Genomic DNA, 26,521 nt, shown 5'->3' with positions numbered 1-26,521 from the left:
CAAAAATATTTTATATTTATGAACTATATAACACGTGAATCTAAATTTTTTCCCATAATTTTAGCACTTTTTGCTGCTTTACCTCCATTAGCTGTTAACACTTATGCCCCAGCTATCTCACTGATAGCTCAAGATTTCGGCATCACAGATAGCCAAGTACTGACCACCTTTGCTACCTATTTTGTTGGCTTTTCATTCGGAATGCTTTTTTGGGGAGCTGTTTCAGATAAATATGGTCGTAAAAAAATTATAATTATTGGTAGCATAATTTATATTTTAAGTACAATTCTCTGTTCTTACAGTACAAGCTTTACTATGCTTGAAACTTTAAGGTTTGTACAAGGATTATCCGACTCTGTTGGTGGTGTTATAGCTTTTTCTATAGCTAGAGACTGCTATAAAGGTGCTAAACTAACAAATATGGTAGCCAGCATAATTGTTATTATACTGATAGCTCCGATTATAGCGCCTATTATTGGAACTGTATTTACAAATCTTATAGGTACTTGGCAAAGTACTTTTTATTTTTTAACTTTCTATGGTGTAATTATATTAATAGCTGCTTTACTTATAGAGGAAACTCTTGAACCAAAAAATAGGCAAATAAGTATTTTAAAAATTGCTCCTAGCTACTTTCAACATCTGACAAACCCTGGTTTTATGTTAGCAACTATTGCTGGTGGCTCTACTTTTGCAGCTTTATTAATTTATATATCATCATCTGCTATTATATATCTAGAGCAATATTCAACTGGTTCAGTTTTATATTGCATATATTATGGAATATGTGCTATAGCTTCGATACTTGCTAACCTTTTTATAAAAAAACATTCTCATAAAATCAAAGATATTAAATATACTTATTATAGCATTGCTGCATTAGCAGTTAGTTGCATAGCATTAGCGATATTTAATTATCTAAATATAGATAATGCTTTTATTTACACTATAGTGATGTTTATACTATGCGCTACAGTAGCTTTTGTCTGCACGATACTTTATTCTTTTTCTATAAATCAAGTTGAACACAATTTTGGTACAGCTAACTCAATTTCAAACTTTATTAAAAATATGATAGCAGCATCAGGTAGCTTTATAGTCAGCTACTATCACGGTAGAAACCTAATATTAGCCTCGCCTATTGTACAATTAGGTTTTATTGCTATTACTGTTTTAATATTGTTTGTTATTTATAAAATGAAAATAGACTCAAAAATGGCTGAGTAGTTAAGGTTTTACTGTAACCTAGAAATATCCGCAACACTTGTAAATAGTAGATGTAGCTTACTTAGTAGAGCTATTCGATTAGCTCTGATCTCTAGGTTTTCATCCATCACCATTACATTATCAAAAAACTCATTAATTGCCACACCTAGAGTTGCTAACAAATCTAATGCTTCTGAATACTCTCTTTTAGACACCAATTCTGGTATTTTGTTAGCTAGTTTAGTTATTTGATTGGCCAATTCTAACTCGTAATTATTGTTTATAGCCTTGGTTAAATTTATATTATAATTTAAAAAATCATCTTGAGTATTTTTGATTAGTATATTTGCAACTCGTTTATTTGAAGCAATTAAGTTTTGTGATTGTTGAGAATCTCTAAATCTTATAACAGCCTTAACACGAGCATCAAAATCTTTTATCGACTGATATTTAGTAATGTTAATCGCTTCAAAAACATCTACTGATACACCTTCTTCTTTATAAAGATTTTTTAATCTGTCTAAACAAAAGGACATTACTTCTTCTTTAGTAGTAGGATTTAAATACAAATCATTCACATCTTTATAGCTAGCCAAAGCAAGATCTATAACTTTACCCAAAGGCATATCTAAATCTGTATCGCGTAAAATACGCAATATACCTATTGCAGATCTACGTAATGCAAAAGGATCTTTATTACCAGTTGGTTTTTGGTTAATACCAAAGATACCCACTAAAGTATCTAGTTTTTCTGCTAAAGCTACACAGCTTGCTAGAGCTGTCTGAGGCAGCTCTGCACCAGAATATTTTGGCCAATACTGTTGCTCTATAGCGTCAGCTACAATCTCCAACTCGCCATGTGCCTTAGCGTAATATTTACCAATAATACCTTGCAAATCAGTAAACTCAAAAACCATGTCAGAAATTAAATCTGCTTTAGCAAGCAAACCAGCTCTATATGCAGCTTGTGTATCTATTCCATTAAGCTTAGCTAACCCTTGAGAAATTTTTGCTATTCTCTGAGCTTTTTGGTACATATTACCCAGCTTATTATGAAAAGTAACTCCTTCTAATCTAGGTAATAAAACATCTAAAGGACGTTTAAGATCTACATCATAAAAAAATGCTGCATCCGCAAGTCTAGCATTCATAACTTTTTGGTTACCAGCAGTTACAAGTTCTGGCTTAGTGCTTTTAATATTTGAAATTGTAATAAAGTTAGCAACTAATTTATTTTGATTATCTAGAAGTGCAAAGCATTTTTGATGCTCTTGCATCGATGAAATCAATGCTTCTTGTGGCACCCTTAAAAAGTCTTTATTAAAACCACATAGCATAGCATTTGGATATTCTACTATAGCACAGACTTCATCAACGAGATCACTATCAAGAACAACTTTATAGCCATGCTGTTTTGCTAGGTTTTGGGCTTGCTCTATAATCATTTGTTTACGCTGATCCCACTCTACTATAACCATAGCATCTTCTAAGGCATCTACATAACTAGCTATTGACGTTATTGTGATAGCAGATGGATTATGAAATCTATGACCATATGTAATATTAGCAGCCTTATGACTCAGAATTTCTATATCTACAATATCATCACCATATAAAGCTAAAACCCAATGTACAGGTCTTACAAACTCAATATCAGAGTCTCCCCACCGCATCATCTTTGGAATCGGTAATTGCTTTAAAGCTTTTGTTATAATTTCTTGTATTAAAGTTATAGTCTTTTGTCCTTTTTCTGTATTTTTATAAAAGAGCTTTTCTCCCTTAGTAGTACTCACTTTTTGTAACTGATCAAACTCAACTCCACAAGATTTTGCAAACCCTAATCCAACTTGTGTTGGCTGATTACCTTTATATGCAATACTTACTAAAGGACCTTGTTTTTCAACTATTACATCATTTTGTGATTCTGCTAAATCATTTATTATAAATGCTAAGCGTCGAGGTGATGCAATCCATTTAGTATGACCAAATCCAACTTCTGCATCATTTAGCTGATTTTCAACACTTACTAATAATGATTGAGCTAAACTTTTTAAAGCTTTTGGTGGCAACTCTTCTGTACCTAATTCAAATAAGAAATTTTTTTTAATATTACTCATTTATAAAACCTTTAATAAACTTTATCTTATAGCTAATTCTAAATGCTCTGAGTTTTTCAAAATGTAATAAATACATTTAAATCAAATCTCATACCCCTAAATTAGCTTAACTATAATATCTGGATAACTTGGTGTATTATAACTCAATCTGTATAAGATTTTAACAAAACTAATATGTTTATCGACTCTCATTGCCACTTAGATTTTGCTGTTTTTGATAAGAACCGACAAAATTTGATTACTGAGTGTGGTAAACTTGGAATTAAAAGCTTCATAAATCCAGCAACTAAAAGCTCGTGTTGGGATAAATTATTAACTATACGCAAACATTTTGCTAACGTTTATGTATGTTTTGGTTTACACCCTGCTTTTATAGACTTACATCAAAATTATGATATTAAAAAATTAGAAGAATATACCCAAAGTACTAAAACAAAACTTATTGGTGAGATTGGGCTAGATAAACGGGTACAAAATTTTGATAAGCAACTTGATTTTTTTAAAAGTCAAATTAATGTTGCAAAAAATCTCAACAAAAAAGTTATTATTCACTCTGTTAAATCTCATAATGAAATTATAAAGATTATAAAAGACACTAACTTTAACAATGGTGGTATAATTCATGCTTTTAATACTAATACTGATATAGCAAAAACATATATTGACCTTGGCTTTAAGCTAGGCATAGGTGGTATTATTTCACACCCATATTCAAAGTTAAAGCAAACCTTAAAAAGTATAGACTCAAAAAATATAGTTTTAGAAACAGATTCCCCAGATATGCAACTTTACGCAGAACGCCAAATTACTAATACACCCAAAAACATACCTAGAATTTTTGAGCTTGTAAGTAATGTTTATGAACTAAACCCTGCTATACTAAAACAACAAATTTATAATACTAGTCTAGAGTTTATCTAAAAATGTATATATCTAATTTACGACTTCAAAATTTTAGAAATATACAATCTAAAAGTTTTGATTTTAGCTCTAATATCAACTTTATCATTGGCAAAAATGGTTCTGGAAAAACTTCTATACTTGAGGCTATATATTTTTTATCTCATAGTAGGTCATTTCGTAGCTCTCAGCTAAATAGAATAGTAAACCTTGATGCTGATGAGTTTATCATATTTGCAAAAGCTTATAATCCTGATGAAATAACAGTAGCTATATCACGTAAAAAAAATGGTGGTAGTATTTCTAAACTTAACTTAGAAATACAAAAAAATCATGCTGAAATTACTAGAAATCTACCTATACAACTAATCAATCCTGAAGCTTTTAATTTAATTAATTCTGGGGTCCAGCAACGGTGCAAAATTCTTGATTGGGGTGCTTTTTATCTTGATAAAACTTTTCTAAAAATATGGCAACAAACCAAATTTCTTGTCAAGCAGAGGAACTCTGCTCTAAAACAAAACTATCCTCATACTTACATAGTCAGTATAGATAAAAAACTTAATGAATTTGGCAATATCCTTGACCTAAAAAGGCAAACTTACTTTACAAAACTAAAGCCTAAAATCTACGAAATACTTGCTAAGTTTAATTCGGACCTACAATTAAATATAGAATATTACCGCGGTTGGAATAGTGATAAAAGCCTAACAGAGGTTCTAACAGAATCGTACAACTATGACAACAAATATAAAATAACTAACCATGGACCACATAAAGCTGATATCGTTTTAACCATAAACAACAAACCCATACAAGATATATTCTCAAGGGGCCAGCAAAAACTAGTTATTTGTGCTATCAAGTTAGCCCAAGGAGAACTCCATAACCTTGAAAATGAAAATAAATGTATCTATTTAATAGACGATATAACTTCCGAACTAGACAATAATCACACTCAAACGTTATTTGATTATCTAAAGAAATTAAGTTCTCAAGTTTTTATAACTACTACTGAAGAAAATAAAATTATAGATTTTATAGAACAAGATAGCCATATTATAATTATCAAAGACTCTTGAGTGACAATATACGTAAGCTTGCTAAAATAGTTTCGCATTTGCATGGGAGTTTTACTGCGTAGATATAAAAACCCTGACTAAAATAAGTATAAATATTTTTATATATTTACTATTATACTCTTGCACACTAAAATCAAATTATCTTATAATAGATACATAAGTTTAGCTGTCTGGGTTATTTGTAATTTGGTTACAATCTTGAGCCGATAGTTTTACTAAAGGGAGTTTTGGTGTTTTACCTAGAGAGCAAGCTTTGGTATCTTTTAGATATTAGCAAAGAAGCCCAACGGTGGAACTATGACACCCACTTGATACCACAGGGATCAAGAACATTGAACCAAAACGGTAACCTGGATAGCTAATTTATTCATGAATAAGTCACAAATACGTAAACAACTATTACAAATACGTAATAGCCTTCCCAATAAAGATCTATTATCTGAAGATATTGCTAGTAAAGTTATTAAATACATAAACCAAAATTTTACAATTCCTAGAATCGCTAGCTTCCTATCTTTAAAGGATGAAGTTAACACAAAAACTATAAATAATAATTTTGAAGTTTATCTACCAATAATACATCCCTTTATCAAACATGGATTATGGTTTGTAAAAGACAATAAATTGTATTACAAAAACAAATATAAGATTAATGAACCCATATACTCGATAACTAAAGTTATAGCACCTTGGGAGCTTGATATAATAATAATCCCGTTAGTAGGATTCAATAAACAAAAATACCGTATGGGTATGGGTGGTGGGTTTTATGACTATTCTTTACATTTCAAAAAAATTTTTAATTACCCATTAAGTATAGGTATAGCCTTTGATGAACAACAAAATAATGATATCATCATAGATAGACATGACATACAACTTGATGTAATAATTACCCCAACAAGGATTCTATAAATGGATATTTCGACTTTAGTAGATCAAATAGAGCAATGTATATTATCTAAACTTGATTCTAAAGCAAATATTAAAATCAGCGATGAAACTTACAAACATGTTAAACACAAAAGTTATACCGAAGGAAAGTATCACTTATTTCTAGAAATAGAATCTAATAAACTTAACTCTATTTCCAAATTATCATCACATAAGCAGGTATATGCATCTCTTGGTGATTTAATGGCATATGTGCACGCCTTATCTATTAAAATTAAACCGGAGCAAGTCGATGTTTGAGTTTATAATACATTTTAACTCTTATATAAACTATTTTGTTGACACTCTAGGAGTGTGGTTTTATATTTTACTCTTTATAATTATATTCTGTGAAACTGGTATAGTTTTAGGAATATTTTTTCCTGGAGATTCTTTACTCTTCACGATCGGTTTAACAGCGGCTGCAACTAATATTAATATCCATACGGCTGTTTTTACAATATGTGTAGCTGCTATAATTGGTGACTCTTGCAACTATATCACAGGCAAGCTTATAGGTGAAAAGATGTTCCGCCCACATGCTCCTATACTTAAATCTGCATATTTAGAAAAAACCAAATTATTTTTAGAAAAAAATGGGACTAAAGCAATCATATTTTCACGTTTTATTGCTTTTGTAAGAACATTAACACCTTTCGTAGCTGGGATTAGTAGGATGAATTACACTAGATTTGTTATCTTAGGTTCAATTTCAGCTATTATCTGGTCTTTTTCTATCACTTACACTGTTTATTTTTTTAGTGAAAATAAATATATAAAAGAAAATTTAAGTTTGATAATTATGATTGTAATAGTTGCAGTTATAGGACAAATGATATTAAAGTATATCTTTAATAAAATAAAAACAAAAAGATCTTAACCTTTGATAATTATTTTTCTATAATCTAAAGCTAAACCGTTTAAAAAGTTTATTAATGGACACTATTACAGCATTGTTGCATATTATCTTACACTTAGATGAGTTTGTAAGCACTTATATTAACATATTGGGCGACTGGACTTATCTACTACTTTTCATAGTCATATTTTGTGAAACTGGACTAGTAGTTACACCATTTTTACCTGGTGATTCACTACTTTTTGCAGTTGGATTAACAGGTGCTGTTACTACATTAAATGTTCATCTAATTGCTCCTATTTTAGTCTTAGCTGCTATTTGCGGAGACTCGTGTAACTATTTCTTAGGTAGGCTAATTGGTAAAAGAATTTTTAAAGATGATGCTAAAATATTAAAAACAGCTCACCTTCTTAAAGCTCAAAATTTTTTTAACAAGTACGGAGGTAGAGCAATAATTATTGCTAGATTTACACCATTAATTAGAACTCTACTACCTTTCACTGCTGGTATGAGTAAAATGAATTATGTCAAATTTGTAGCATTAGGAGCAGTAGGTGCTTTTATTTGGGTATACTCTATAATATATATAGCTTTCTGGTTTAGTAATAATGCTTTTGTAAGAAAATACTTTGGTTTATTTATAATTTTGATAGTTGTTATTTCTTTAATTCCACCTACAATATCTTTTATCAAAGCTTTAAGAAGCAAATTTTCAGCAAATAACTCATCTCTTTAAATTTAAATAATCCAATAAAAGTTTTCTGCTTTTAAGTTGCTTACCTGCCAAAATACCATCTAACTTTAGTCTTGTAATTCTAGATATAGTTTTTAAATCTTGTTCTGACCATTTGTAAAGTGGTTCTCTTATTTTCATAAGGTTTAATCCTTTAACAGAGTTAGTAACTGCTATCATAGATTCTCTAAACCCAGTAAATAAAACATCATAATCTTTAGCTGGCTCTATATTGTAGCCATCAAGGTCTTGCTCAACGTAAACACCTTGTCCTAAGCTCTCTAAAAGTTCCAACTCAAAAAACCTCAACAAATATTTATAATTATCATCATTCATATTACTAACCATAAAATCATATTTTTTAAAAAGGGTGTCATCCTCATGAGAATAACTTAAAAGTAAAAAAATAAGCTCATTTATATACTGTAAAGCTAAAAGATTAATATATGATTTTTTATAAAAAGAGTCTACAAACTCTATGTTATAAATTTTATTTAAACCTGTATCTCTTTTAGAAAAACGAATCTGACCTTGTAATTTAGTTAATGGCTGATATAAGTTCTGCTGTTTTTTATTAGTTCTTATGATCCCAGAAAGTTTACCAAATTCACTTGTAAATATGGAAACTAGTAAAGAGTTTTCCTTATATTTACGCTGGTGTAATATGTAAAAATCATAGAGCTTATCTTTCATTTAATTTCTCTATTAATTCTATGAGTTGTATAGCATTTCTATATTTTACTTCAGGTAATTCAAATAACTCTATCAAATACTCTATAGAGATTTTTTCGATATTTTCGCCACCTTGTAGCCTTAGCTGTAGCCATTTTACCATAGCAACTATGTATGCGTCTCCGAAAACTTTAAAAGAAATTCTTTCTTTACTTATATAAACTTCTACCGTAGAAAAGCTATCACCAACTTTATATCTTATTTGCGTAGGTAAAATTTCAGCATCTTCTTTTGATAATTTTGTCAACATTTCTTTTATTAAACTATTATACACTTTGCCTTAACTCCTATATTTGTAGTATAGATCAAATAATGCCTCTCCCCACTACTTAGAATAATCTAAAACGTACTAAATGGTGACAACATCCTTAAAATTCTTACTTTTTCTTTTATAAAACTTACTGCTTTAATAACTTCTTTTTCAGTTGTTGGTAAACCAAAAGAAACCCTAATCGTACTATCAGCTTCCTCTGTATTTAAACCTATTGCTCTTAAAACGTGTGATGGCTCTATTGCTTTAGAATTACAAGCTGATCCCATTGATAAACAAACCTCATCAAGCATAGCTAATAAAGTTTCTGCTTTTACCCCCTTAATAGTTACATTTAAAATACCTGGGTAGCTATTTTGTAAATCTGTGTTTATTTTTATATTCTCAATTTTGCTAAGCTGCTCTAAAAACATATCACGCAGCTTAATAATATGCCTATAATTTTCCTCCTTATGAGTAAATATATCTTTACAAGCTTCAGCTAACGCAAAAATCTGATAGTTAGGCAATGTCCCAGCTCGTATACCAAACTCCTGAGTGCCACCATGAATTTGTTTTACCAACTTAACTCTAGGAACCCTTGATCTTACATACAAAAAACCTACTCCTTTGGGAGAATATATTTTATGTCCAGACACTGATAACAAATCAATATTCATAGCTTTAATATCTAAATTTACTTTACCATAACCCTGAGCGGCATCCACATGAAAAAATACCATATTACGTTTAGTAATCTCTCCTATTTTAATTAGATCATTCATAGTACCTAACTCATTATTTACAGCCATTAAGCTTACTAAGATAGTTTGTTCAGTAATAGCTTTTTCAAGGTCCAAAGTATCTACTCTACCCCTACTATCGACCTCTAAATAAGTTACTTTACACCCTTGAGTTTCTAGATATTTACAAACATCTAAAACAGCCTTATGCTCAGCCTTAGATGTGATTATATGTTTTCCTTTATCTTGATAAGCTTGGACGATACCTTTTATAGCTAAATTGTTTGATTCAGTAGCTCCTGATGTGAATATTATCTCTCTATTTAAAACCCCTAAAGTTTTAGCAATATCTGCTCTTGCTAGCTCGATCTGATCACTTATATTTTTAGCTTTTTCATAGGTAGATGACCCTGAATTAAAAAAATAGCTATCATCATTATTTATATAGTCTATAAGTTTATTTTTAACTGTTTTGCTTAAAGGCGTCGTAGCAGCATAATCTAGATAGATAAAACTCATTTAATCCCAATATTTCTTTCAATTAATAGCCAATATTGCTATTATATCAAATAATTGCATACATAGTATTTTAACAAAATCACTGATACACCTAAGCTTTTAATCAGAGATGGTAAATCTGATTAATTTTACAAGTGATGAAACCTGCTTAGACTATAGAAATAGTGATTAAATTAAAAGACCTCAGAGGTCAACAATAAAGCAAACTGGCCCGTTGAAAGGTCAGTTATGAATATTATTTATTTAAGGAATTTAAGAAATGAAAAAAATACTAATTAACAGTAAAAATAGCGAAGAAATTAGAATTGCTACTCTAGATAATGGTAAACTAATTGACCTAGATATTGAAAATGTTGATAGAGAACAAAAAAAAGCTAATATTTACAAAGGTTATATATCAAGAATTGAGCCAAGTTTAAATGCTATTTTTGTAAATTATGGTGAAGAGAAAAATGGTTTCTTACCATTCAAAGAAGTATCTGAATACTATCTAAAAGATACCCCTACTGGAGAGAATATTGCTCATCTTTTATCTGAAGGTCAAGAACTAATAGTACAAATAGATAAAGAAGAGCGTGGCGATAAAGGTGCTGCCTTAACTACTTTCATCACTCTAGCGGGCTCATACATGGTACTTTTACCAAACAACCCTGAAGGTGGTGGCATTTCACGTCGCGTTGAAGGAGAAGATAGAGAAAAATTAAAAAAATATCTAAAAGATTTAAATATCCCTAAAAACATGAGTGTAATAGCTAGAACAGCGTGTGTGGAATGTTCTTTTGGAGAATTAAAGCATGATTTTGATACGCTAGTAGAGTTATGGCAATCTATCACACAAGCTTACCATAAGATAAAAAAACCTGCATTACTACACAAAGAAAGCGATATTATCGTTAGAACTGTTAGAGATCATCTAAAAGAAGATGTAAAAGAAATTATAGTAGATAGCAAAGAATGCTTTGATGATGTCAAAAGACAGCTTAGCTTACTAAGACAAAGCTTTGATATAAACAAAGTTAAATTATACAATGAAGAACTACCTCTGTTCACTCAACATGGCATCGACCAACAAATAGAAAACGCGTACAAAAGAGAAATACGTCTACCTTCAGGTGGCTCTATAGTGATAGATACAACTGAGGCTCTAGTAGCTATAGATGTAAATTCTTCAAGATCCAATAAAGCTGAAGATGTTGAAACTACAGCATTTAAAACAAATTTAGAAGCTGCTGAAGAAGTTGCTAGACAGCTTAGAATCAGAGACCTTGGGGGACTTGTAATTGTTGATTTTATTGACATGTCTTTCTATCCAAATAGAAAGCAAGTTGAAGAAAAACTGATGGAGGCTTTACAGCAAGATAAGGCTCGTATTCAAATGTCTCGTATTTCTAAACTTGGACTTGTTGAAATCTCAAGACAGCGTCTAAGTTCGTCTATAAATGAAAGTGTAATGCAAAAATGTCCTCGTTGTGAAGGTCATGGTTTTATAAAAACTACTCAAGCTACAGCTCTTACAATATTGCGTAAAGTCAGAGCTGAGGCAATGAAAGATGATACTAATGAGATCCGTGTACAAGTCCCTGTAGATATGGCTGCGTACATACTAAATGAAAAAAGAGAAAATATAGTTGATATTGAAAGAATCTCAAATGTTAAGGTTATTATCATCCCTAACTTTAATATGGAATCTCCTAAATTCCAAATGCAAAGAATTTGGGGAGCAAGCTACAAATCTAACCGTACAAGTCCAGAACTCATCGAGGATGTATATAATCTTGAAATACCAAAAGCTGGTAAGAAAAAAATTGCGGCTGTTGATTTAACTAAAACTGTTGAAACTAAAGTTTCTGAAAAGAAAGAAGAGCAGCAACAAGATCAACAATCCGAAATACTTGAAACAAAAATTGAGAAAAAAAGTTTATTTGCTAAGTTAGCAAATGCTATCTTTGGTACTAAAGATAAATCAGAAACACCTCAAACTCAACCAAATAAGAAAGATTTAAATGAAAACAATTCACAAAAAAATAGTAAGCCTAATAACAAAAATAAAGAGAATAATGAAAAAGAGAAGATTGGAGGTAATAAACCTCTAAATAATACAAATAAAGACGATAGCACTAATAGTAATAATAAAAATCGTCATGATCGTGATAACAACCAACGTAATAATAAAAACAACTATAATAATGAGCGTAATACTAAAAATAAGAAAAACGACGATACTGATAGACGCTCAAGCAACAAAAATAATAGCAGGTCTAGCAATATAAACATTAACGATGCTGAAGAAGTAGTTGATATCACCAAAGAGAAGTATAAATCTCAGATTACTGAAAACCCAATTGATAATGTTAAAAAAATTATATCAAGAAACCCAGATGAATTTATCTCCGTTATGGTTAAAGATATTTTAGATAACTATGATAGCCTAAAAAGTGATAATGCTAAAAAAATAACAACTGAAGAAAAAGTAAAAACCCAAAAATATCTAAAATTTGATACTGTTTCTGTTGATGCTGAGTTAGCTAATACTTTTGAAACTACAGATAAAAAAGAAGCTAAAATAGAACTTAAAATAGACCAACAAGAGTTAACTCCTACTGAAACTACTGAAAAACCTAAGCAACCCACCAAGAAAACTGAAACTAAAAAAGCCACTCAAGTAACTACAGTTACTGAAGAAAAAGTAGATATAGATTTGGAGGAAAAAGATTCTAAGAAATCTACAAAGCCAAAAGCAGATGCTGCTAAAAAAACAACAAAACCTGCTAAAGAAAAAGTCGAAGATAAAAAAGTAAAACAAGAGTCCATTAATGAATATATAAGTTACTCTGCTGCTGTAGACTTTGAATCTCAAAAACTAATATAAGGTTTAAAATAATGTTAGAATACCCACATATAGACCCTGTTGCCCTACAGTTAGGACCAATTAAAATCCATTGGTATGGGTTAATGTATTTGGTTGGTATTATTGCTGGCTGGTTTCTACTAAAGTATAGAGCTAAAAAAAAGTCATGGTCTCCGGTTAAACCAGAACAAGTTGGAGACCTAACATTCTATATAGCTCTTGGTGTAATTTTAGGTGGTAGAATAGGTTATATAATTTTCTATAACCTCTTATTTTATATACATAATCCTCTAAATATGTTTTCTTTATGGGATGGTGGTATGTCATTCCATGGTGGTTTTATTGGTGTATTAATTGTTTTTGGTATATATGCAAAAAAATATAACATCAATTTTTTTGACCTTGGTGAATTTGTTGCTCCAGTTATACCAATAGGTCTAGGTGCCGGTAGAATAGGCAATTTTATCAATGGTGAGCTTTGGGGAAGAGTTACTGATTCTTCTATAGGCATGATTTTCCCAACCGGGGGTCCTCTACCTAGATACCCTTCTCAACTTTTTGAGTTTTTGTTGGAAGGTGTGGTTCTTTTTAGTATCCTTTGGATTGTAACTATAAAAAAACGCCCTAGATATCTAGTGCTAGGTTTATTTATGTTTTTATATGGATCTGCCAGGTTTATTTGTGAATTTTTCAGACAACCGGACCCACAGTATGGTTATATTTTCTTTAATTGGGTAACTATGGGGCAAATATTATCTGCACCTATGGTTTTATTAGGAGCAATAATCTTAATCGCTGTGTTTGTTAAATCTAAAGGTAAAAAACATGCGTGAATATCTAAATTTCCTTAAGCATATCAAAGAAAATGGTACAGATAAGGGAGATAGAACTGGCACTGGTACAAAAAGCATTTTCGGGTTTCAGATGCGCTTTGATTTACAAAAAGGTTTTCCCCTTGTAACTACTAAAAAGATTCATCTACCAAGTGTTATTCATGAATTATTATGGTTTATAAGTGGTGATACAAACGTTAAATACCTTAATGAAAACAAAGTAAGAATATGGAACGAATGGGCAACCGAAAATGGTGAGCTAGGTCCAATATATGGTAAACAATGGCGTGACTTTAATGGTCAAGGGGTTGACCAAATTGCTGAAGTTATAGAGCTTTTAAAAACCAATCCTAATTCGCGTAGAATATTAGTATCAGCTTGGAACCCATGTGTAGTACCCACTGAGAAACTTTCTCCTCAAGAGAATGTAAAAATCGGTAACTCTGCCCTACCACCATGCCATGCTATGTTTCAGTTTTATGTAGCTGATAATAAACTATCTTGTATGCTTACTCAACGTAGTGCAGATGCGTTTTTAGGTGTACCTTTTAATATTGCTAGCTATTCGTTACTTACACATATGGTAGCACAACAATGTGATCTAGATATTGGTGAGTTTATATGGTCTGGTGGAGATTGTCACATCTATAATAACCATATAGATCAAGTTAATGAACAACTTAATCGTACACCTCTAGAACTACCAACACTAAAGATTTTGAGAAGACCAGACTCCATTTTTGATTATAAGTATGATGATTTTGAGTTTGTAAATTATAATTACCATCCTGCTATTAAAGCAAAAATATCTATATAAAGGAGCCATTTCCCAATGAGCCAACTTTCACTTAGTAAAAAGAAAATTCCTATATTATTACTAGAAGGAATACATAACAATGCTATAGAGTCTTTTAAAGCTGCTGGTTACGAAAATATTGAACTTTTAAATACTGCTTTAGAAGAACAACAGCTAATAGAAAAGCTAAAAGACTTTAAAATACTAGGTTTACGCTCACAAACTCAGCTAACTAAAGATGTTTTAGAAAATTCCAAGCATATTACAGCTATAGGCTGTTTTTGTATTGGAACTAATCAAGTAGATTTAAAAGCTGCTCAACAGTTAGGCATACCTGTTTTTAATGCTCCTTTTTCAAACACACGAAGTGTTGCTGAATTAGTTTTAGCTGAAGCTATCTTACTAATAAGAAATGTCATAGATAAAAATGCTAAAGCTCACCGTGGTCAATGGTTAAAATCAGCAGAAAATGCAAATGAAATTAGAGGTAAAACTTTAGGAATTATTGGATATGGACATATTGGTATGCAGCTTGGAATACTTGCTGAAAGTATTGGTCTAAATGTTATTTTTTATGATGTTGAAGAAAAGCTTCCACTAGGTAATGCCACTCAAGTTTCTAGTTTAGAGAGCTTATTAAAACGATCAGATATTGTATCTTTGCACGTACCCCAATTATCTACTACTAAAAATATGATTTCGTATGATGAATTTAGCTTAATGAAAGATAATTCCGTGATTATAAATGCTTCACGTGGTAATGTCATAGACATTAATGCCTTAGTTAAAGCTTTAGAAACTAAAAAGCTTAAGGGAGCTGCTATAGATGTTTTTCCTAAAGAGCCTTCCTCTAAAGACGAGGCTTTTGATAGTCCTTTAAAAAACTTTGATAATGTGTTTTTAACTCCACACATTGGTGGAAGTACTATAGAAGCTCAAGAAAACATAGCAAATGAAGTTAGTGCTAAACTTATCAAATATTCTGATAATGGTTCTACCATAAATGCTGTAAATTTTCCAGAATTATCCCTACCAGTCCATACTAACAGCCATAGAATTTTGCATATACATCAAAATATTCCTGGTATAATAAATGAGCTAAACAAAATTCTAGCTGAGAAAAATATAAATGTTGAAGGACAATATCTTAGAACGCTAGAAAGTATAGGTTATGTTGTTATGGATATTCGTTCAACGGATAATCAAGCAAAAGACCTTGTCGAAAAATTTAAAAAAGTAAAAGCAACTATACGTGCACGTTATTTGATATAGATGACAGCTATCAATAAAGCTAAAATTATAAAAGAAATAACTTCTTTAAGACCTTCACATATTATTATAGGATACAGTGGCGGAGTTGACTCTAGTGTACTTTTGAACATATCTACAGAAATAAACATCCCCATAGTAGCGATTTATATTAATCATAGCATTCATCCACAAGCTGATAATTGGCAAACTCATTGTCAACAAATATGCCAGTTATATAAAGTTGAATTTATAACCCATACTCTTGGTAAAGCTCCTAAGTCAGAAAGTTTTGAAGCATGGGCTAGTAAGCAAAGGATGATATTTTTTCAAAAGATAATGTCTAACTACCCTAACCCTCTGCTACTATTAGGACATCACCTAGACGACCAAGCAGAAACTTTTTTATTACAAGCTATTAGAGGTGCTGGTCTTGCTGGACTTTCGGGTATGCCACATTATAAAAAATTAAAAAATGGAGCACTCCTAAGACCCCTACTTAACTACCCTAAAGCTGAAATAGAGAAATTTGCTACAGATAATAATATTATTCATATATATGACGACAGTAATCAAGATAACAAATATCGTCGTAATCTGATACGTAACCAGATTATCCCTATATTAAAAGAGTTTAACCCAAGTATAAGTAAGACTCTTTCTCGCAGTGCAAATATTTGTGCACAGAGCAATAACCTTTTACATAAATTACTTGCAGAAAAACTAACAAAAATATCAGATAATAAACATATCAACTTAGACTTACTAATAAAACTTGATAGAGATATTCAAACTAATTTATTGCATTTATGGTTTAAAAACAATACCCATTTAAGTCTAAAAGCTAATCAACTTGATACTATTATTTTGAGCCTCAATAGTAACCAAGTAACTACTGGATGGCAACTTGATATAAATTATGACTACACGCTAGTTGTAGAATATGGTTTATTAAAAATAAAACAAAACGCTCTAGAAGAGCTTTCTATAGACAAACAAACTATCATAAACTGGTTAGAGCAACATTTTGCTGAGAAGAAAGATTTCTCTAAAGTAGTGATTAGAGACAGAAAAAGTTCAGATAAGTGTAAGTATCCAGGTAGGCAGAAACATAATGGTTTAAAAATTCTTTTCCAAGAGCTTAAAATACCTGCCAATGATAGGCATAAAGCAAAAGTCATTATACTAGACGATAAGATAATCGCAGTCTACCCTTTTTTTATTTGTGGTTATAAAACCTAAATTATGCTGTAATAATTCATTTATCATATTAAGTTTTTAGAGATTTTAATATAGCATCTTTTGTTATTACCTTTAGCTGCTGTATTTCCTCTTTTGTAGAATTTAAAGGTGGTAGCCAATATATAGTATTTCCCAATGGTCTAAGTAATGCACCAATTTTTATAGCCTCACGATAAACATTTAAGCCGAATCTAGGTTTGCTTACATCTAAATCTGCTGCTATTACTGCACCAATATTTCTAATATTTTTTAAAATAGGTATCTCTTTCTGTATTTCTAAAAATGATTCTAAAAATAACTCTTCAAGTTTTAATACATTTTCTAAAACCTTCTCTTGTTCAAAAATTTCTAACACAGCATTTGCACAAACAGCTCCTAAAACATTACCACTATGCGTATGTGAATGCAAAAATGCTTTAGTTAAATCATCACCATAAAACATCTGATAATATTCATTCTTTGTTAAAACAACACTAAATGGGAAATTTCCTGAAGTTATTCCTTTTGATAAACATAAGAAATCAGGCTGAATGTCTAAATACTCAAAGGCAAACATCTTACCAAGACGTCCTATTCCAGTCATAATTTCATCAAAAATTATAAAAATATCATTTTCTTTGCACCATTTACATAGCTTGTTTAAGTAATCTTTACTATATATCAACATTCCCCCAGCACCTTGGCATATTGGCTCAACTATTAAAGCATTGATATTATCCTTATGCTGCTCTAGATATTTTTTTGATTCTAACCAGTGAGCTTCTGCATTATTCCATAATGGATCATTTTTTCCTGTTACATAAGGGATACCCTTTAAAATAAAGCTTTCAAATAATAATGCTTTATAAGGTTCTGAATATAAACTACAATCACTAACACTCATTGTAGCTAATGTTTCACCGTGGTATGAATTTTCTAAACATAAGAACTTAAACTTATTACTTTGGTTATTAAATTTTCTAATATGCGTGGTCATTTTTAAAGCTATTTCAACTGCACAAGAACCATCACTGGCATACAGGGTTTTATCCATATTAGTTAGCTTACATATTTTTTGACTAAAAGTATTTATTTCATCATTTGTAGTATTTGCAAATATAGTATGCTCATACTTATCTAGCTGATCTTTTAACTTACTAATTATACTTGGATGTTTATGGCCTAATGATTTACACCACCAACTAGAAGTAGCATCAAAAAGTTTTCTATTATCTTTTGTATAGATATATCTACCTTGTGTTTTTATGACTTCTAAAGGTGGATTTCTTTCAAAATCTTTCATTTGGGTGCATGGATGCCATATATTTGTACTATAAGCCATTTGTAAACCATTATGTTATATTAAGGTTGACAAATATTATACACGCAAGATAGAATTATTCACAATTACAAATTACACTAAAAAAATATGACTTTAGATCAAATAAAAGAAATTTATAATAAACCTCTGACAGGGTTAATTTTCCTTGCTTTAGAAACTCATAAAAAGCATTTTGATAATGATATTGAATTATGTTCGCTAAAGAGTATCAAAACTGGAGCTTGTCCAGAAGACTGTAAATATTGTCCACAAAGCGGACATTATAATACCAATATAGAAAAACATAAGCTTTTAGATAAAGATGAGATCTTAAAAGAAGCTCAAAAAGCAAAATCTAATGGTTCAAAAAGATTTTGTATGGGTGCTGCTTGGAAGAGCATACCTAAAAAAGACTTAGATAAAGTAGCTGAAATCATAACTGAAGTTAAAGGCTTAGGTTTAGAAACGTGTGTCACGTTAGGAAGCATAAGTAGTGATGAAGCAAATTTATTAAAAGAAGCTGGGCTTGATTACTATAACCACAACTTAGATACGTCAAAAGAGTTTTACCCAAACATAATATCAACGCGTAAATTTGAGGAGAGAATAGAAACTATTAGAAATGTAGCTAATGCTAATATCAATGTTTGTTGTGGCGGTATTCTAGGTATGGGGGAGTCTTTGGATGATAGGCTAAACCTATTGCTAGAGCTTTTAAATTTACCAGCAGTTCCTAAAAGTATACCTATTAATACATTAATACCTGTTAAAGGAACTCCTTTAGGTGATAAATATTCACAAGCCCAAGTTGATAATCTTGATTTGGTTAGATTTATAGCAACTACAAGAATTTTATTTCCACAAGCTAGATTAAGGCTTTCAGCAGGTAGGGAAAATATGTCTATTGAAACTCAAACACTTTGCTTCTTGGCTGGAATAAATTCTATATTTTATGGTGATAAATTACTTACTGAAAATAATGCTTCTATAAATTCTGATAAATATCTAATATCAAAACTTGGCTTACACCCTAATTCCGTTGCTTAATTTATAGGTAATTATGGAACATCTAGAAAAAAAATATTTTGAATATCAGCAAGCTAATTTGCTAAGGGAGCTAAAAACTTATAATAATAGTAACGATATTATAGACTTTACTACTAGTGATTACTTAAATCTATCTAACTCACAAAACCTTGAAAAAGCCTTTACCCAAGGATTCAGAAAATATGGTTTTGGAAGTAAAGGTTCAGCTATAGTCTGTGGATATAATGATAGCATTAGAGAATTTGAACAAGTATTTTCTAATTTTGTAGGTTATCCTCAAGCGATATTCTTTAATTCGGGTTTTATGGCTAATTTAGCTATCTATTCGACTTTATTTAGTAAACAAGATACCCTTTTTGCAGATAAAAATATTCATGCCTCCATCATTGATGGTATTAAACTTTCAGAGGCAAAACTCAAAAGATATAAACATCAAAGTATAGAACATTTAGAAACTATTTACGACCATAAAAGTTTTGTAATCACAGAAGGAGTATTTAGTACTACTGGCAGTGTTACTGATTTAAATAAAATATCTAAGTTTATAGATAATAATAAACTTATTGTAGATGAAGCACATAGTTTTGGAGTTATTGGTAATCAAGGTTCTGGCTCTATTAACCATCATAATTTAAGTCATAAAGAATGTCCAATAGCCGTTTTTCCTCTAGGCAAAGCTTTTGGTGGAGTTGGTGCTGTTGTATGCACTACCGACAAAATAGCAAATTATCTAATACAATTTGCTAGACATTATATCTATACTACCGCATTACCTGCTTTAATTTTAGAAGCATCGATAACTCAATTAGAAAACCTAAAAAATGCAAATATTCAAAGAGAGGATTTAAAAAATAACATTTATTTTTTTAATAGCTTGTGTCAAGAAAAAAACTTAAAACTAGTATCTGATGACGTCTCTCCTATTAGAAGCATTTTAATAGGAGATTCTAGCTTAGCTATAAAACTAAAAGATGATTTAGACAAAAATAATATAGCTGTATCATGCTTTAGATATCCAACGGTACCAAAAAACCAATCATTACTTAGGTTCTCAATACATGCAAATAATACATTTGAAGAGATACAAAAAGCTCTAACTATTTTATCTAAAGGTATCTATCAATGAATAAATACAATAAGATTAAGCAAAATTTCTTTTATGCTAATGAATACTCGAATAATGCAACTGTACAAACTCTAGTAAGAAAACAGCTTCTAAATATAAGTTTAGAATTTGTAAATACACCTGTAAATAATCTCTTATGTCTTGGTGTGAGAAATACTTCAGAACTCTTAGAACTAAATAATACGTTTCAACCAAACACACTTGATATTGTTGATTTAGCTTTGCCAAATTTATCTAATTCACAAATATATAATGTTAAAAATATAAGCTTTTTTGAACTAAATTTTGATCAAGATTTACATTTATTAACTAAAAGCTATGATCTTATTTTTTCTAATATGTCTTTCCAATGGAGTAATAACCTAAATAATTTAATATCTAATTTAAAAAGAAAGCTAAATAGTAAATCTTTGCTAGCTTTTAGCACTTTACTTTCGGGTAATTTTTATGAAATTACAAACACCTTAAGAACAAACAAAATGCTTCCAAAAAATACTATTCTTAAAACAATTAAAGATAATAAATTAACATGCTTATATAACAGATCATACTATTTAACTCTTAGATTTGATAATTTTAAACAATTAACTGCACACCTTAGAAATACAGGAGTAAATACATATACAGGCTCATTAAATAAGGTAAGTTTTAGTACCATAAAAAATCTCTACAAACAATCTAATGACTGTAAATTAACTTATCATATTGGTTTATTTATATGCCATAAGGAGTAATTAATGAAAAAATTTTTTATAATAGGGATAGATACAGAAGTAGGTAAAACATATACTACCACAAATCTAATAAAAGCTTACGAATCACAGGGTATAAACTCACTCTGTTTAAAACCTGTAGCTTCAGGGAAAAGTGAAACTTCTGATTTAGCAGAGGATGTTGAAAGTATCCTAAACGCTTATAATTATAAATTCACTGCTGAGCAAATAAACTTAATTTCATTTGATCAGGCTATAGCACCACATATAGCTGCCATGAATTTAAACAAAAATATTAATCTAATGGAACTCTATCAGTTTATTACAGATAAATATAAACACAACTATGATATTTTACTTATAGAAGGTGCTGGAGGATTACTTACACCTTATTCTAATAATCTTACACAACTAGATCTAATAAAATCTTTACAAATACCAGTTTTATTAGTTTCTAGTATAAAAGTTGGCTGTATAAACCATACATTACTGACAATTAACGAGTTAAAACGCCATAATATTAAATTAAAAGGTTGGGTAGCTAATTGTAATAGTGAAAAAATATCCTATATTGATGAACAAATACAAACAATAGAACAGCTATCTGGCCAAGAATGTTTAGCAAAAATAGCTAAAAATAGCAATTATCAAGATTTTATCGAATTATCTAAAATACTAATCTCTCCAGATGAAAAAGTATAAGTATTACCATTAGATTCAATATGTATTTCACCAATATCAGATAAATCTTTATAGCTACAATTTGAAAAAAGCTTATCTCCTATTTTCAGTAAAAAAGTTTTATCTTTTAAGTAATTCATCTTTTCATAATCTACTTTAAAATAAGTGAATCCCTGTTTAACAAAGGTGTCTAGATCTTTACGAATTTCTGTAATAAGTGTAATTAGCAGTTCTGTTCTATCAATATGTTTCTTTGATTCTAACTTTAAAGAAGTCCATTGGTTTGCTATATCTTCATTTTTCTGCATGTTTACATTTAAGCCAAAACCAATAAATAGTTTTGCTTTGTTATTAATTTCAGCAAAAATATTTATAATAATTCCACTAACTTTTTTATTGTTAATAAAAATATCATTAGGCCACTTTAATTTAGTTTCTAGCCCAAATCTGGCTAACGTTTTAGCAATGCTTATCGATATAACTAAAGATAGACCTGTCAATTTTGACACGTCTAATTCAACAAACTCAAGCAAAGTGCAATATATGTTTTTACCAAAAGGAGAACTCCAACTTCTATTAAACCTACCAAAACCATTACTCTGATGCTCTGCTATAAAGATAGTATTTTTGCTAAAATTACCTTGGTTTTCTATAGCATATTTAGATGTTGAATCTATCGAATAAAAATATATAACTTTATCAAAAACTTTTTCTATTTTATTTACATCAATTAAATCTAATTTTTCTTCTAATAAATATCCTATTTTGGGATTAGAAAAAATATTTATTTTATATTTGTCTTTTAGTTTTTTTATATTCTTAGATACAGCTGCTCTTGTAATTCCAAGCTTATTTCCTATCTCTTCCCCACTTACATATTCTTTGTCACTTAAGTAATTAAAGATTTGCTGTTGAGTTTTGTTCATATTTAACTTTTAGTATTCTCTTTAAAATATTTACATAAGTCTACTAAAGCCTTATCAAAATCATCATTCACAAGCTGGTAATCATATTCATTAGCATGAGCAATTTCGCTTTCAGCTTGTTTCATACGGTAATCTATAGTTTCTTTAGTATCTGTATTTCTAGCTTCTAACCTATTTCTAAGCTCATTTAAAGAAGGTGGTAATATAAACAAACTTTTGACTTTATCTTTATAGATTATTCTTGTCTGTTGTGCTCCCTGCCAGTCAATTTCTAAGATTATATTTTTACCTGCTTTTAATAATCTGTCTAGTTCAGCTTTTGATGTTCCATAATAGTTTTTAAATACTCTAGCATATTCTAAGAAGCCATCTTTTTTTATTATATTTTCAAACTCCAATGTATCTACAAAATAATACTCTTTACCATTAGTCTCACCAACTCTAGGTAATCTAGTTGTGTGTGATACTGCTACTGAAAAACTACTTTTACCGATTTGAGTTCCCAAAAAAGCTTTTAAAAGAGAACTTTTGCCAGCACCTGAGGGAGCTGAAACTATAAAGATATAATTACGCATAGTAATTAACTAAAATAAATATTAATTCACAAGATTATACAATTTTCAAACTGTAAATAGAACAGGGTATCCAAATAAACTAAGCTCTTTAAAATGACTTTATTTATAGAAGTACTACTTTATATTAGAGTACTTATTAAAATTGATGTTCTATCAAATAGAGCACACAAAATGAGAGTAAAGCAAATAAAATATATACCATCGAGGTTATTAGAATTAAATTACTAGCATTTATACTGGAAAAAATATATAAGATTAAAAAACTTAAAATCATTTGACTTGCTCCGTATAACGAACCTAAAATTCCTTTGTTTACTTTAACAGAACTCATGACTCCAGCTGATGAAGGAAGTACTATAAAGGTGTATGAGATAAATATACCTACAGTGAATAATAGAAACCAAATTATATTCAAAATATTTAAACTATAGAACAATATTAATAAACTTCCAGTCATCAAGAGAGAGATTATTCCTATTCTAATTGAATTTGATATCCCTGTCCTTTTGATACTTTTTGGCAATAATAATCTCGCTATTATTAGCATGAATCCATTAGCTGCAACCAACTTCCCATATGTAAGAGTATCTATTCTAAAAGTTTCTTGTATTATAAAAGACGACGATATCGTATAAATATTTATAGTAGAAAATCCTATACTTGATAAACATATATAATTCAAAAATTGTTTATTTAGAACAACCTCCGTATATACTTTAAAAAAACTTTTACTAGCTAAAGTAGTGTTTTTATAAAGATTAGTTTCTGGCACTCTTGACACAATTATTATATTTAAGGACATTAAAAACATTAATACAATAAAACAGCCCCGCCAGCTGGTTAAAGACATTACATACGAACCTATCAATGGTCCCACTACTATAGATAAACCAGTAAACGTAGTGGCATATGATGCTGCTATGACAAACTTTTTTCCTTCAAAAATATCAGACATCAGTACCCTCATTAAACCTAAACAAACGCCTGAGCCAAATCCGGAGATAAACCTGAAAAATAAAATAAAGTTAATATTATAAGAAAAAAAGAAAAGAAATAGATTAGATAGTAAAGCTATAGTTAACCCTACTAGAATAACTGGTTTTCTTCCATATTTATCAGATAAAGGACCATAAAATAAAATACTAATCCCTGCTCCTAATATATAAAGAGTTATTATATATTCTGAATATTTATTATTAATTAGTAAATCTTTTGATATTATTGGAAGAGCAGGAAGGATAATATCTGTTCCTAACAACCCTGTAAATAAAACAATACTGGCAACTATTACAATGAAAATCTCAGCTTTTTTAAAAGAAATAGACATTTTTTTAAAACTCTCTTCTTTTCATAAAGCAATTTTCAGATTTGTCTAAATTAATTTTTTCATAAAAACCCATAGCAGATGGCGATGACAGCAATAAAAGAGTACATTTTGAGGTGATAACATTTTTAATATAATCTATTATCTTCTTTCCTATTCCTTTGCCTTGATATTTTCTAGAAACAGCTAAGTCTGATAGATAGCAACAATATGAAAAATCTGTTAATGATCTACCTATACCAATAAGCTCATCACCTTCATATGCACAAACCACTAAATTAGAATTGTTGTACATCATTTTTATTCTATCAAAATCATCTATAGGACGAATTATCCCAGAATCTTTATATAAACTAATGATCGCTTCAATTGTCGGCATTTCATTATGAGTTATTCTCATTCTACAATGTCTCCTTTATAGTAACTTCCTACATTTAAGTTTGTTAATTCTGATATAAAAAAGTCATATATTTTTTGACTCTTATAAACTTCAAATGAAAGTACAACTCCACTATAATCTTCATTTAGAATTCCATTAAGTAGTAGATATGTGGTATAAATAAAAAAGAAGGTTGTTAGCTTCATTGCTCCTGATATTTTAGAAGCGTTATCATATTCTGACTTTAACAAAGTGTACTTTTTATTATTTTCTCTACCAGATACTAAAAATATAAAACTTATATCATCTGGATCTTTAGATAAAACTTTATTTTTAAATAAAATTTTATGTAGTAGGTCATTGCAACTTAAGTCAATTTCATCAATTTTTGTATCACTAAACATGCCCATATCTAAAAGGGGCTTAATATTATCATAAAAACCAGGATATCTAACTGTTTTTTGTTTTATGTCTAAAAATCTAACAGCTAGGTTACTTTTAAGCATATATGGAGATAAACCATCATGAAAGCTCTCTAAAATTCCTATAGATTCTACATATATATTTTCCTTAGAAGCATATCTCGTAGTTGATAACACTTGACCGTTCTTTTTAAAAATAGCAGGCCTATCATGATATGGTAATTTATCACCAAATAAAATATTGTAATTCAAAGGTGGTGTAGGTTTTTTTGGTATGCAACCACAAAAGCACTCTATTTTACTAGAGTTTATATTATTATTCATTTCATTGTAAATCATAGTTTCAGTTATTCCAGGCTCTAAACCAAAACCAAAAAATAAGACTGCGCTATGTAATTTAACGTAAATATTTAATTTGTTAAAGTCTTCTTCACTATCATAGTTAGGTCTACCTAAGCTAACAAATATTCTTTTCCTCCTAAATAGTGAGAAATTGTCATTGTTATAAAGAAATGCCTGTGTGGATTTACCATCTATAGCTAATAAAACCAAAGAGTAAGAATAGGGCCTAATATTATTATCTACTTTTATATTGGGATATTTTTTATTTACATACTTTAATGTTGCTTGCTCTTTCTTCTTGTCAATATCTGATATTGTAAGACTCTCAATTCCTAAAAGATCAAGATAGTAAACGATTCCGCTAAAGCTTTGTCCCAATCCAACTAGGAGTAATTTATTGCTCATTTTTTATTTCCTTTATATATAAAGCTAATAAATCTAATTTGATTTCTGATATAAAGATTACTCCTAAAATATTGTTACTTTCCTTAAAAATACTCAATCCTAAAGAATCTAATATTTTTGTGGACAGATCTGGAGTTATTGGATATATAAGTCTGAATAATTCTTTAATTCCATAAATTGATAGATAAGCTTTAGTTCTATATGAATCTTTATCATAGTGTTCAAGCATGTGTACATCGT

Annotated in this window: 27 protein-coding genes and 1 other RNA gene; 17 read left to right on the top strand and 11 right to left on the bottom strand. The window is 29.8% G+C overall.

Translation table 11 applies throughout. From position 1 onward, the window contains the following. Positions 1 to 18 precede the first annotated feature (18 nt). Entirely contained in the window at positions 19 to 1,227 is a 1,209-nt protein-coding gene (locus SD28_RS04750) for a Bcr/CflA family efflux MFS transporter (protein WP_039124602.1), read from the top strand. A gap of 8 nt (positions 1,228 to 1,235) precedes the next feature. On the opposite strand, the gene glyS is transcribed toward SD28_RS04750, so the two are convergent. Further along, positions 1,236 to 3,323, bottom strand: a complete 2,088-nt coding sequence (glyS, locus tag SD28_RS04745) for a glycine--tRNA ligase subunit beta (RefSeq protein WP_039124600.1) — start codon at positions 3,321 to 3,323, stop codon at positions 1,236 to 1,238. A 174-nt stretch (positions 3,324 to 3,497) separates the two neighbouring features. Between glyS and SD28_RS04740 the strand changes: the two genes are divergently transcribed. The 7 genes from SD28_RS04740 (at position 3,498) to SD28_RS04715 (ending at position 7,833) form a co-directional block, all read left to right on the top strand. Continuing rightward, positions 3,498 to 4,244: a TatD family hydrolase gene (locus SD28_RS04740; RefSeq protein ID WP_039124598.1), complete on the top strand. Its 747-nt coding sequence runs from the start codon at positions 3,498 to 3,500 to the stop codon at positions 4,242 to 4,244. A gap of 2 nt (positions 4,245 to 4,246) precedes the next feature. Further along, positions 4,247 to 5,305, top strand: coding sequence for a DNA replication/repair protein RecF (gene recF / locus SD28_RS04735; protein WP_039124595.1), 1,059 nt, complete (start codon positions 4,247 to 4,249; stop codon positions 5,303 to 5,305). 164 nt (positions 5,306 to 5,469) lie between these two features. Then, positions 5,470 to 5,666, top strand: a non-coding RNA gene (ssrS, locus tag SD28_RS07875) — 6S RNA. A gap of 8 nt (positions 5,667 to 5,674) precedes the next feature. Continuing rightward, complete coding sequence (locus tag SD28_RS04730; RefSeq protein ID WP_039124593.1) at positions 5,675 to 6,220, top strand: 5-formyltetrahydrofolate cyclo-ligase; 546 nt, start codon at positions 5,675 to 5,677, stop codon at positions 6,218 to 6,220. Further along, on the top strand, positions 6,221 to 6,499 hold the full coding sequence (locus SD28_RS04725) for a BolA family protein (RefSeq protein ID WP_039124592.1): 279 nt from the start codon (positions 6,221 to 6,223) through the stop codon (positions 6,497 to 6,499). Beyond that, positions 6,492 to 7,118 (top strand): VTT domain-containing protein, encoded by a 627-nt coding sequence (locus tag SD28_RS04720; RefSeq protein WP_039124591.1) that lies wholly within the window; start codon positions 6,492 to 6,494, stop codon positions 7,116 to 7,118. The genes SD28_RS04725 and SD28_RS04720 overlap by 8 nt, the downstream gene beginning before the upstream one ends. 55 nt (positions 7,119 to 7,173) lie before the next feature. After that, positions 7,174 to 7,833, top strand: coding sequence for a VTT domain-containing protein (locus SD28_RS04715; protein ID WP_039124586.1), 660 nt, complete (start codon positions 7,174 to 7,176; stop codon positions 7,831 to 7,833). Here the strand turns inward: SD28_RS04715 and recO are convergent. The 3 genes from recO to SD28_RS04700 all read right to left on the bottom strand — a co-directional run bounded on the left by recO (position 7,822) and on the right by SD28_RS04700 (position 10,074). Beyond that, a complete protein-coding gene (gene recO / locus SD28_RS04710; protein ID WP_039124585.1) occupies positions 7,822 to 8,523 on the bottom strand; it encodes a DNA repair protein RecO in 702 nt (233 codons plus the stop codon). The genes SD28_RS04715 and recO overlap by 12 nt on opposite strands. After that, complete coding sequence (locus SD28_RS04705; protein ID WP_039124584.1) at positions 8,513 to 8,836, bottom strand: hypothetical protein; 324 nt, start codon at positions 8,834 to 8,836, stop codon at positions 8,513 to 8,515. Before SD28_RS04705 ends, recO begins: the two co-directional genes overlap by 11 nt. 65 nt (positions 8,837 to 8,901) lie before the next feature. Next, positions 8,902 to 10,074: a cysteine desulfurase family protein gene (locus SD28_RS04700; protein WP_039124579.1), complete on the bottom strand. Its 1,173-nt coding sequence runs from the start codon at positions 10,072 to 10,074 to the stop codon at positions 8,902 to 8,904. Between the two features lie 259 nt (positions 10,075 to 10,333). Here SD28_RS04700 and SD28_RS04695 point away from each other — a divergent pair, with 259 nt between their 5' ends. Genes SD28_RS04695 through tilS form a run of 5 tightly spaced genes read left to right on the top strand, consistent with a single transcriptional unit; the run spans position 10,334 to position 17,041 of the window. Continuing rightward, positions 10,334 to 12,943 (top strand): Rne/Rng family ribonuclease, encoded by a 2,610-nt coding sequence (locus SD28_RS04695; protein WP_039124578.1) that lies wholly within the window; start codon positions 10,334 to 10,336, stop codon positions 12,941 to 12,943. Between the two features lie 11 nt (positions 12,944 to 12,954). After that, positions 12,955 to 13,755: a prolipoprotein diacylglyceryl transferase gene (gene lgt, locus SD28_RS04690; RefSeq protein WP_039124577.1), complete on the top strand. Its 801-nt coding sequence runs from the start codon at positions 12,955 to 12,957 to the stop codon at positions 13,753 to 13,755. Further along, entirely contained in the window at positions 13,748 to 14,572 is an 825-nt protein-coding gene (locus SD28_RS04685) for a thymidylate synthase (RefSeq protein WP_039124575.1), read from the top strand. The genes lgt and SD28_RS04685 overlap by 8 nt, the downstream gene beginning before the upstream one ends. A gap of 15 nt (positions 14,573 to 14,587) precedes the next feature. Continuing rightward, positions 14,588 to 15,823, top strand: a complete 1,236-nt coding sequence (gene serA / locus SD28_RS04680; RefSeq protein WP_039124573.1) for a phosphoglycerate dehydrogenase — start codon at positions 14,588 to 14,590, stop codon at positions 15,821 to 15,823. Next, positions 15,824 to 17,041 (top strand): tRNA lysidine(34) synthetase TilS, encoded by a 1,218-nt coding sequence (tilS, locus tag SD28_RS04675; RefSeq protein ID WP_039124571.1) that lies wholly within the window; start codon positions 15,824 to 15,826, stop codon positions 17,039 to 17,041. Positions 17,042 to 17,069: 28 nt separating this feature from the next. Here the strand turns inward: tilS and bioA are convergent, their stop codons facing one another. After that, entirely contained in the window at positions 17,070 to 18,362 is a 1,293-nt protein-coding gene (bioA, locus tag SD28_RS04670) for an adenosylmethionine--8-amino-7-oxononanoate transaminase (RefSeq protein ID WP_039124570.1), read from the bottom strand. 87 nt (positions 18,363 to 18,449) lie between these two features. Between bioA and bioB the strand changes: the two genes are divergently transcribed. Genes bioB through bioD form a run of 4 tightly spaced genes read left to right on the top strand, consistent with a single transcriptional unit; the run spans position 18,450 to position 21,929 of the window. Then, positions 18,450 to 19,388: a biotin synthase BioB gene (bioB, locus tag SD28_RS04665; protein WP_039124569.1), complete on the top strand. Its 939-nt coding sequence runs from the start codon at positions 18,450 to 18,452 to the stop codon at positions 19,386 to 19,388. A 13-nt stretch (positions 19,389 to 19,401) separates the two neighbouring features. After that, positions 19,402 to 20,514, top strand: a complete 1,113-nt coding sequence (locus tag SD28_RS04660; RefSeq protein ID WP_039124568.1) for an aminotransferase class I/II-fold pyridoxal phosphate-dependent enzyme — start codon at positions 19,402 to 19,404, stop codon at positions 20,512 to 20,514. Continuing rightward, entirely contained in the window at positions 20,511 to 21,248 is a 738-nt protein-coding gene (locus SD28_RS04655; RefSeq protein WP_039124567.1) for a methyltransferase domain-containing protein, read from the top strand. Before SD28_RS04660 ends, SD28_RS04655 begins: the two co-directional genes overlap by 4 nt. A 3-nt stretch (positions 21,249 to 21,251) precedes the next feature. Further along, entirely contained in the window at positions 21,252 to 21,929 is a 678-nt protein-coding gene (bioD, locus tag SD28_RS04650) for a dethiobiotin synthase (protein WP_039124566.1), read from the top strand. On the opposite strand, the gene SD28_RS04645 is transcribed toward bioD, so the two are convergent. The 6 genes from SD28_RS04645 to SD28_RS04620 form a co-directional block, all read right to left on the bottom strand. Further along, on the bottom strand, positions 21,875 to 22,834 hold the full coding sequence (locus tag SD28_RS04645) for a biotin--[acetyl-CoA-carboxylase] ligase (RefSeq protein WP_039124565.1): 960 nt from the start codon (positions 22,832 to 22,834) through the stop codon (positions 21,875 to 21,877). The two genes, bioD and SD28_RS04645, sit on opposite strands and share 55 nt — an antisense overlap. Positions 22,835 to 22,836: 2 nt before the next feature. Beyond that, on the bottom strand, positions 22,837 to 23,409 hold the full coding sequence (gmk, locus tag SD28_RS04640) for a guanylate kinase (RefSeq protein ID WP_039124564.1): 573 nt from the start codon (positions 23,407 to 23,409) through the stop codon (positions 22,837 to 22,839). 136 nt (positions 23,410 to 23,545) lie between these two features. Next, positions 23,546 to 24,736: an MFS transporter gene (locus SD28_RS04635; protein WP_039124560.1), complete on the bottom strand. Its 1,191-nt coding sequence runs from the start codon at positions 24,734 to 24,736 to the stop codon at positions 23,546 to 23,548. 4 nt (positions 24,737 to 24,740) lie between these two features. Next, entirely contained in the window at positions 24,741 to 25,133 is a 393-nt protein-coding gene (locus tag SD28_RS04630; protein ID WP_039124558.1) for a GNAT family N-acetyltransferase, read from the bottom strand. After that, positions 25,130 to 26,281: a saccharopine dehydrogenase C-terminal domain-containing protein gene (locus SD28_RS04625; protein ID WP_039124556.1), complete on the bottom strand. Its 1,152-nt coding sequence runs from the start codon at positions 26,279 to 26,281 to the stop codon at positions 25,130 to 25,132. The genes SD28_RS04630 and SD28_RS04625 overlap by 4 nt, the downstream gene beginning before the upstream one ends. Next, positions 26,271 to 26,510, bottom strand: a complete 240-nt coding sequence (locus SD28_RS04620) for a hypothetical protein (RefSeq protein ID WP_157698631.1) — start codon at positions 26,508 to 26,510, stop codon at positions 26,271 to 26,273. The genes SD28_RS04625 and SD28_RS04620 overlap by 11 nt, the downstream gene beginning before the upstream one ends. Between the last annotated feature and the right edge of the window lie 11 nt (positions 26,511 to 26,521).

The organism is Allofrancisella guangzhouensis (assembly GCF_000815225.1).
In the GTDB taxonomy this organism is placed as follows: domain Bacteria; phylum Pseudomonadota; class Gammaproteobacteria; order Francisellales; family Francisellaceae; genus Francisella; species Francisella guangzhouensis.
This window is presented reverse-complemented; position numbering and strand designations above follow the sequence as displayed.

Coding starts and splice junctions, on each gene's coding strand:
- bioA (WP_039124570.1), bottom strand. CDS start 18,362: ATGGCTTATAGTACAAATATATGGCATCCATGCACCCAAATGAAAGAT.
- SD28_RS04700 (WP_039124579.1), bottom strand. CDS start 10,074: ATGAGTTTTATCTATCTAGATTATGCTGCTACGACGCCTTTAAGCAAA.
- SD28_RS04635 (WP_039124560.1), bottom strand. CDS start 24,736: ATGTCTATTTCTTTTAAAAAAGCTGAGATTTTCATTGTAATAGTTGCC.
- recF (WP_039124595.1), top strand. CDS start 4,247: ATGTATATATCTAATTTACGACTTCAAAATTTTAGAAATATACAATCT.
- glyS (WP_039124600.1), bottom strand. CDS start 3,323: ATGAGTAATATTAAAAAAAATTTCTTATTTGAATTAGGTACAGAAGAG.
- recO (WP_039124585.1), bottom strand. CDS start 8,523: ATGAAAGATAAGCTCTATGATTTTTACATATTACACCAGCGTAAATAT.
- SD28_RS04620 (WP_157698631.1), bottom strand. CDS start 26,510: ATGCTTGAACACTATGATAAAGATTCATATAGAACTAAAGCTTATCTA.
- SD28_RS04730 (WP_039124593.1), top strand. CDS start 5,675: ATGAATAAGTCACAAATACGTAAACAACTATTACAAATACGTAATAGC.
- lgt (WP_039124577.1), top strand. CDS start 12,955: ATGTTAGAATACCCACATATAGACCCTGTTGCCCTACAGTTAGGACCA.
- SD28_RS04750 (WP_039124602.1), top strand. CDS start 19: ATGAACTATATAACACGTGAATCTAAATTTTTTCCCATAATTTTAGCA.
- gmk (WP_039124564.1), bottom strand. CDS start 23,409: ATGCGTAATTATATCTTTATAGTTTCAGCTCCCTCAGGTGCTGGCAAA.
- bioB (WP_039124569.1), top strand. CDS start 18,450: ATGACTTTAGATCAAATAAAAGAAATTTATAATAAACCTCTGACAGGG.
- SD28_RS04685 (WP_039124575.1), top strand. CDS start 13,748: ATGCGTGAATATCTAAATTTCCTTAAGCATATCAAAGAAAATGGTACA.
- SD28_RS04720 (WP_039124591.1), top strand. CDS start 6,492: ATGTTTGAGTTTATAATACATTTTAACTCTTATATAAACTATTTTGTT.
- SD28_RS04725 (WP_039124592.1), top strand. CDS start 6,221: ATGGATATTTCGACTTTAGTAGATCAAATAGAGCAATGTATATTATCT.
- SD28_RS04660 (WP_039124568.1), top strand. CDS start 19,402: ATGGAACATCTAGAAAAAAAATATTTTGAATATCAGCAAGCTAATTTG.
- SD28_RS04715 (WP_039124586.1), top strand. CDS start 7,174: ATGGACACTATTACAGCATTGTTGCATATTATCTTACACTTAGATGAG.
- SD28_RS04740 (WP_039124598.1), top strand. CDS start 3,498: ATGTTTATCGACTCTCATTGCCACTTAGATTTTGCTGTTTTTGATAAG.
- SD28_RS04695 (WP_039124578.1), top strand. CDS start 10,334: ATGAAAAAAATACTAATTAACAGTAAAAATAGCGAAGAAATTAGAATT.
- serA (WP_039124573.1), top strand. CDS start 14,588: ATGAGCCAACTTTCACTTAGTAAAAAGAAAATTCCTATATTATTACTA.
- SD28_RS04630 (WP_039124558.1), bottom strand. CDS start 25,133: ATGAGAATAACTCATAATGAAATGCCGACAATTGAAGCGATCATTAGT.
- bioD (WP_039124566.1), top strand. CDS start 21,252: ATGAAAAAATTTTTTATAATAGGGATAGATACAGAAGTAGGTAAAACA.
- SD28_RS04625 (WP_039124556.1), bottom strand. CDS start 26,281: ATGAGCAATAAATTACTCCTAGTTGGATTGGGACAAAGCTTTAGCGGA.
- tilS (WP_039124571.1), top strand. CDS start 15,824: ATGACAGCTATCAATAAAGCTAAAATTATAAAAGAAATAACTTCTTTA.
- SD28_RS04645 (WP_039124565.1), bottom strand. CDS start 22,834: ATGAACAAAACTCAACAGCAAATCTTTAATTACTTAAGTGACAAAGAA.
- SD28_RS04655 (WP_039124567.1), top strand. CDS start 20,511: ATGAATAAATACAATAAGATTAAGCAAAATTTCTTTTATGCTAATGAA.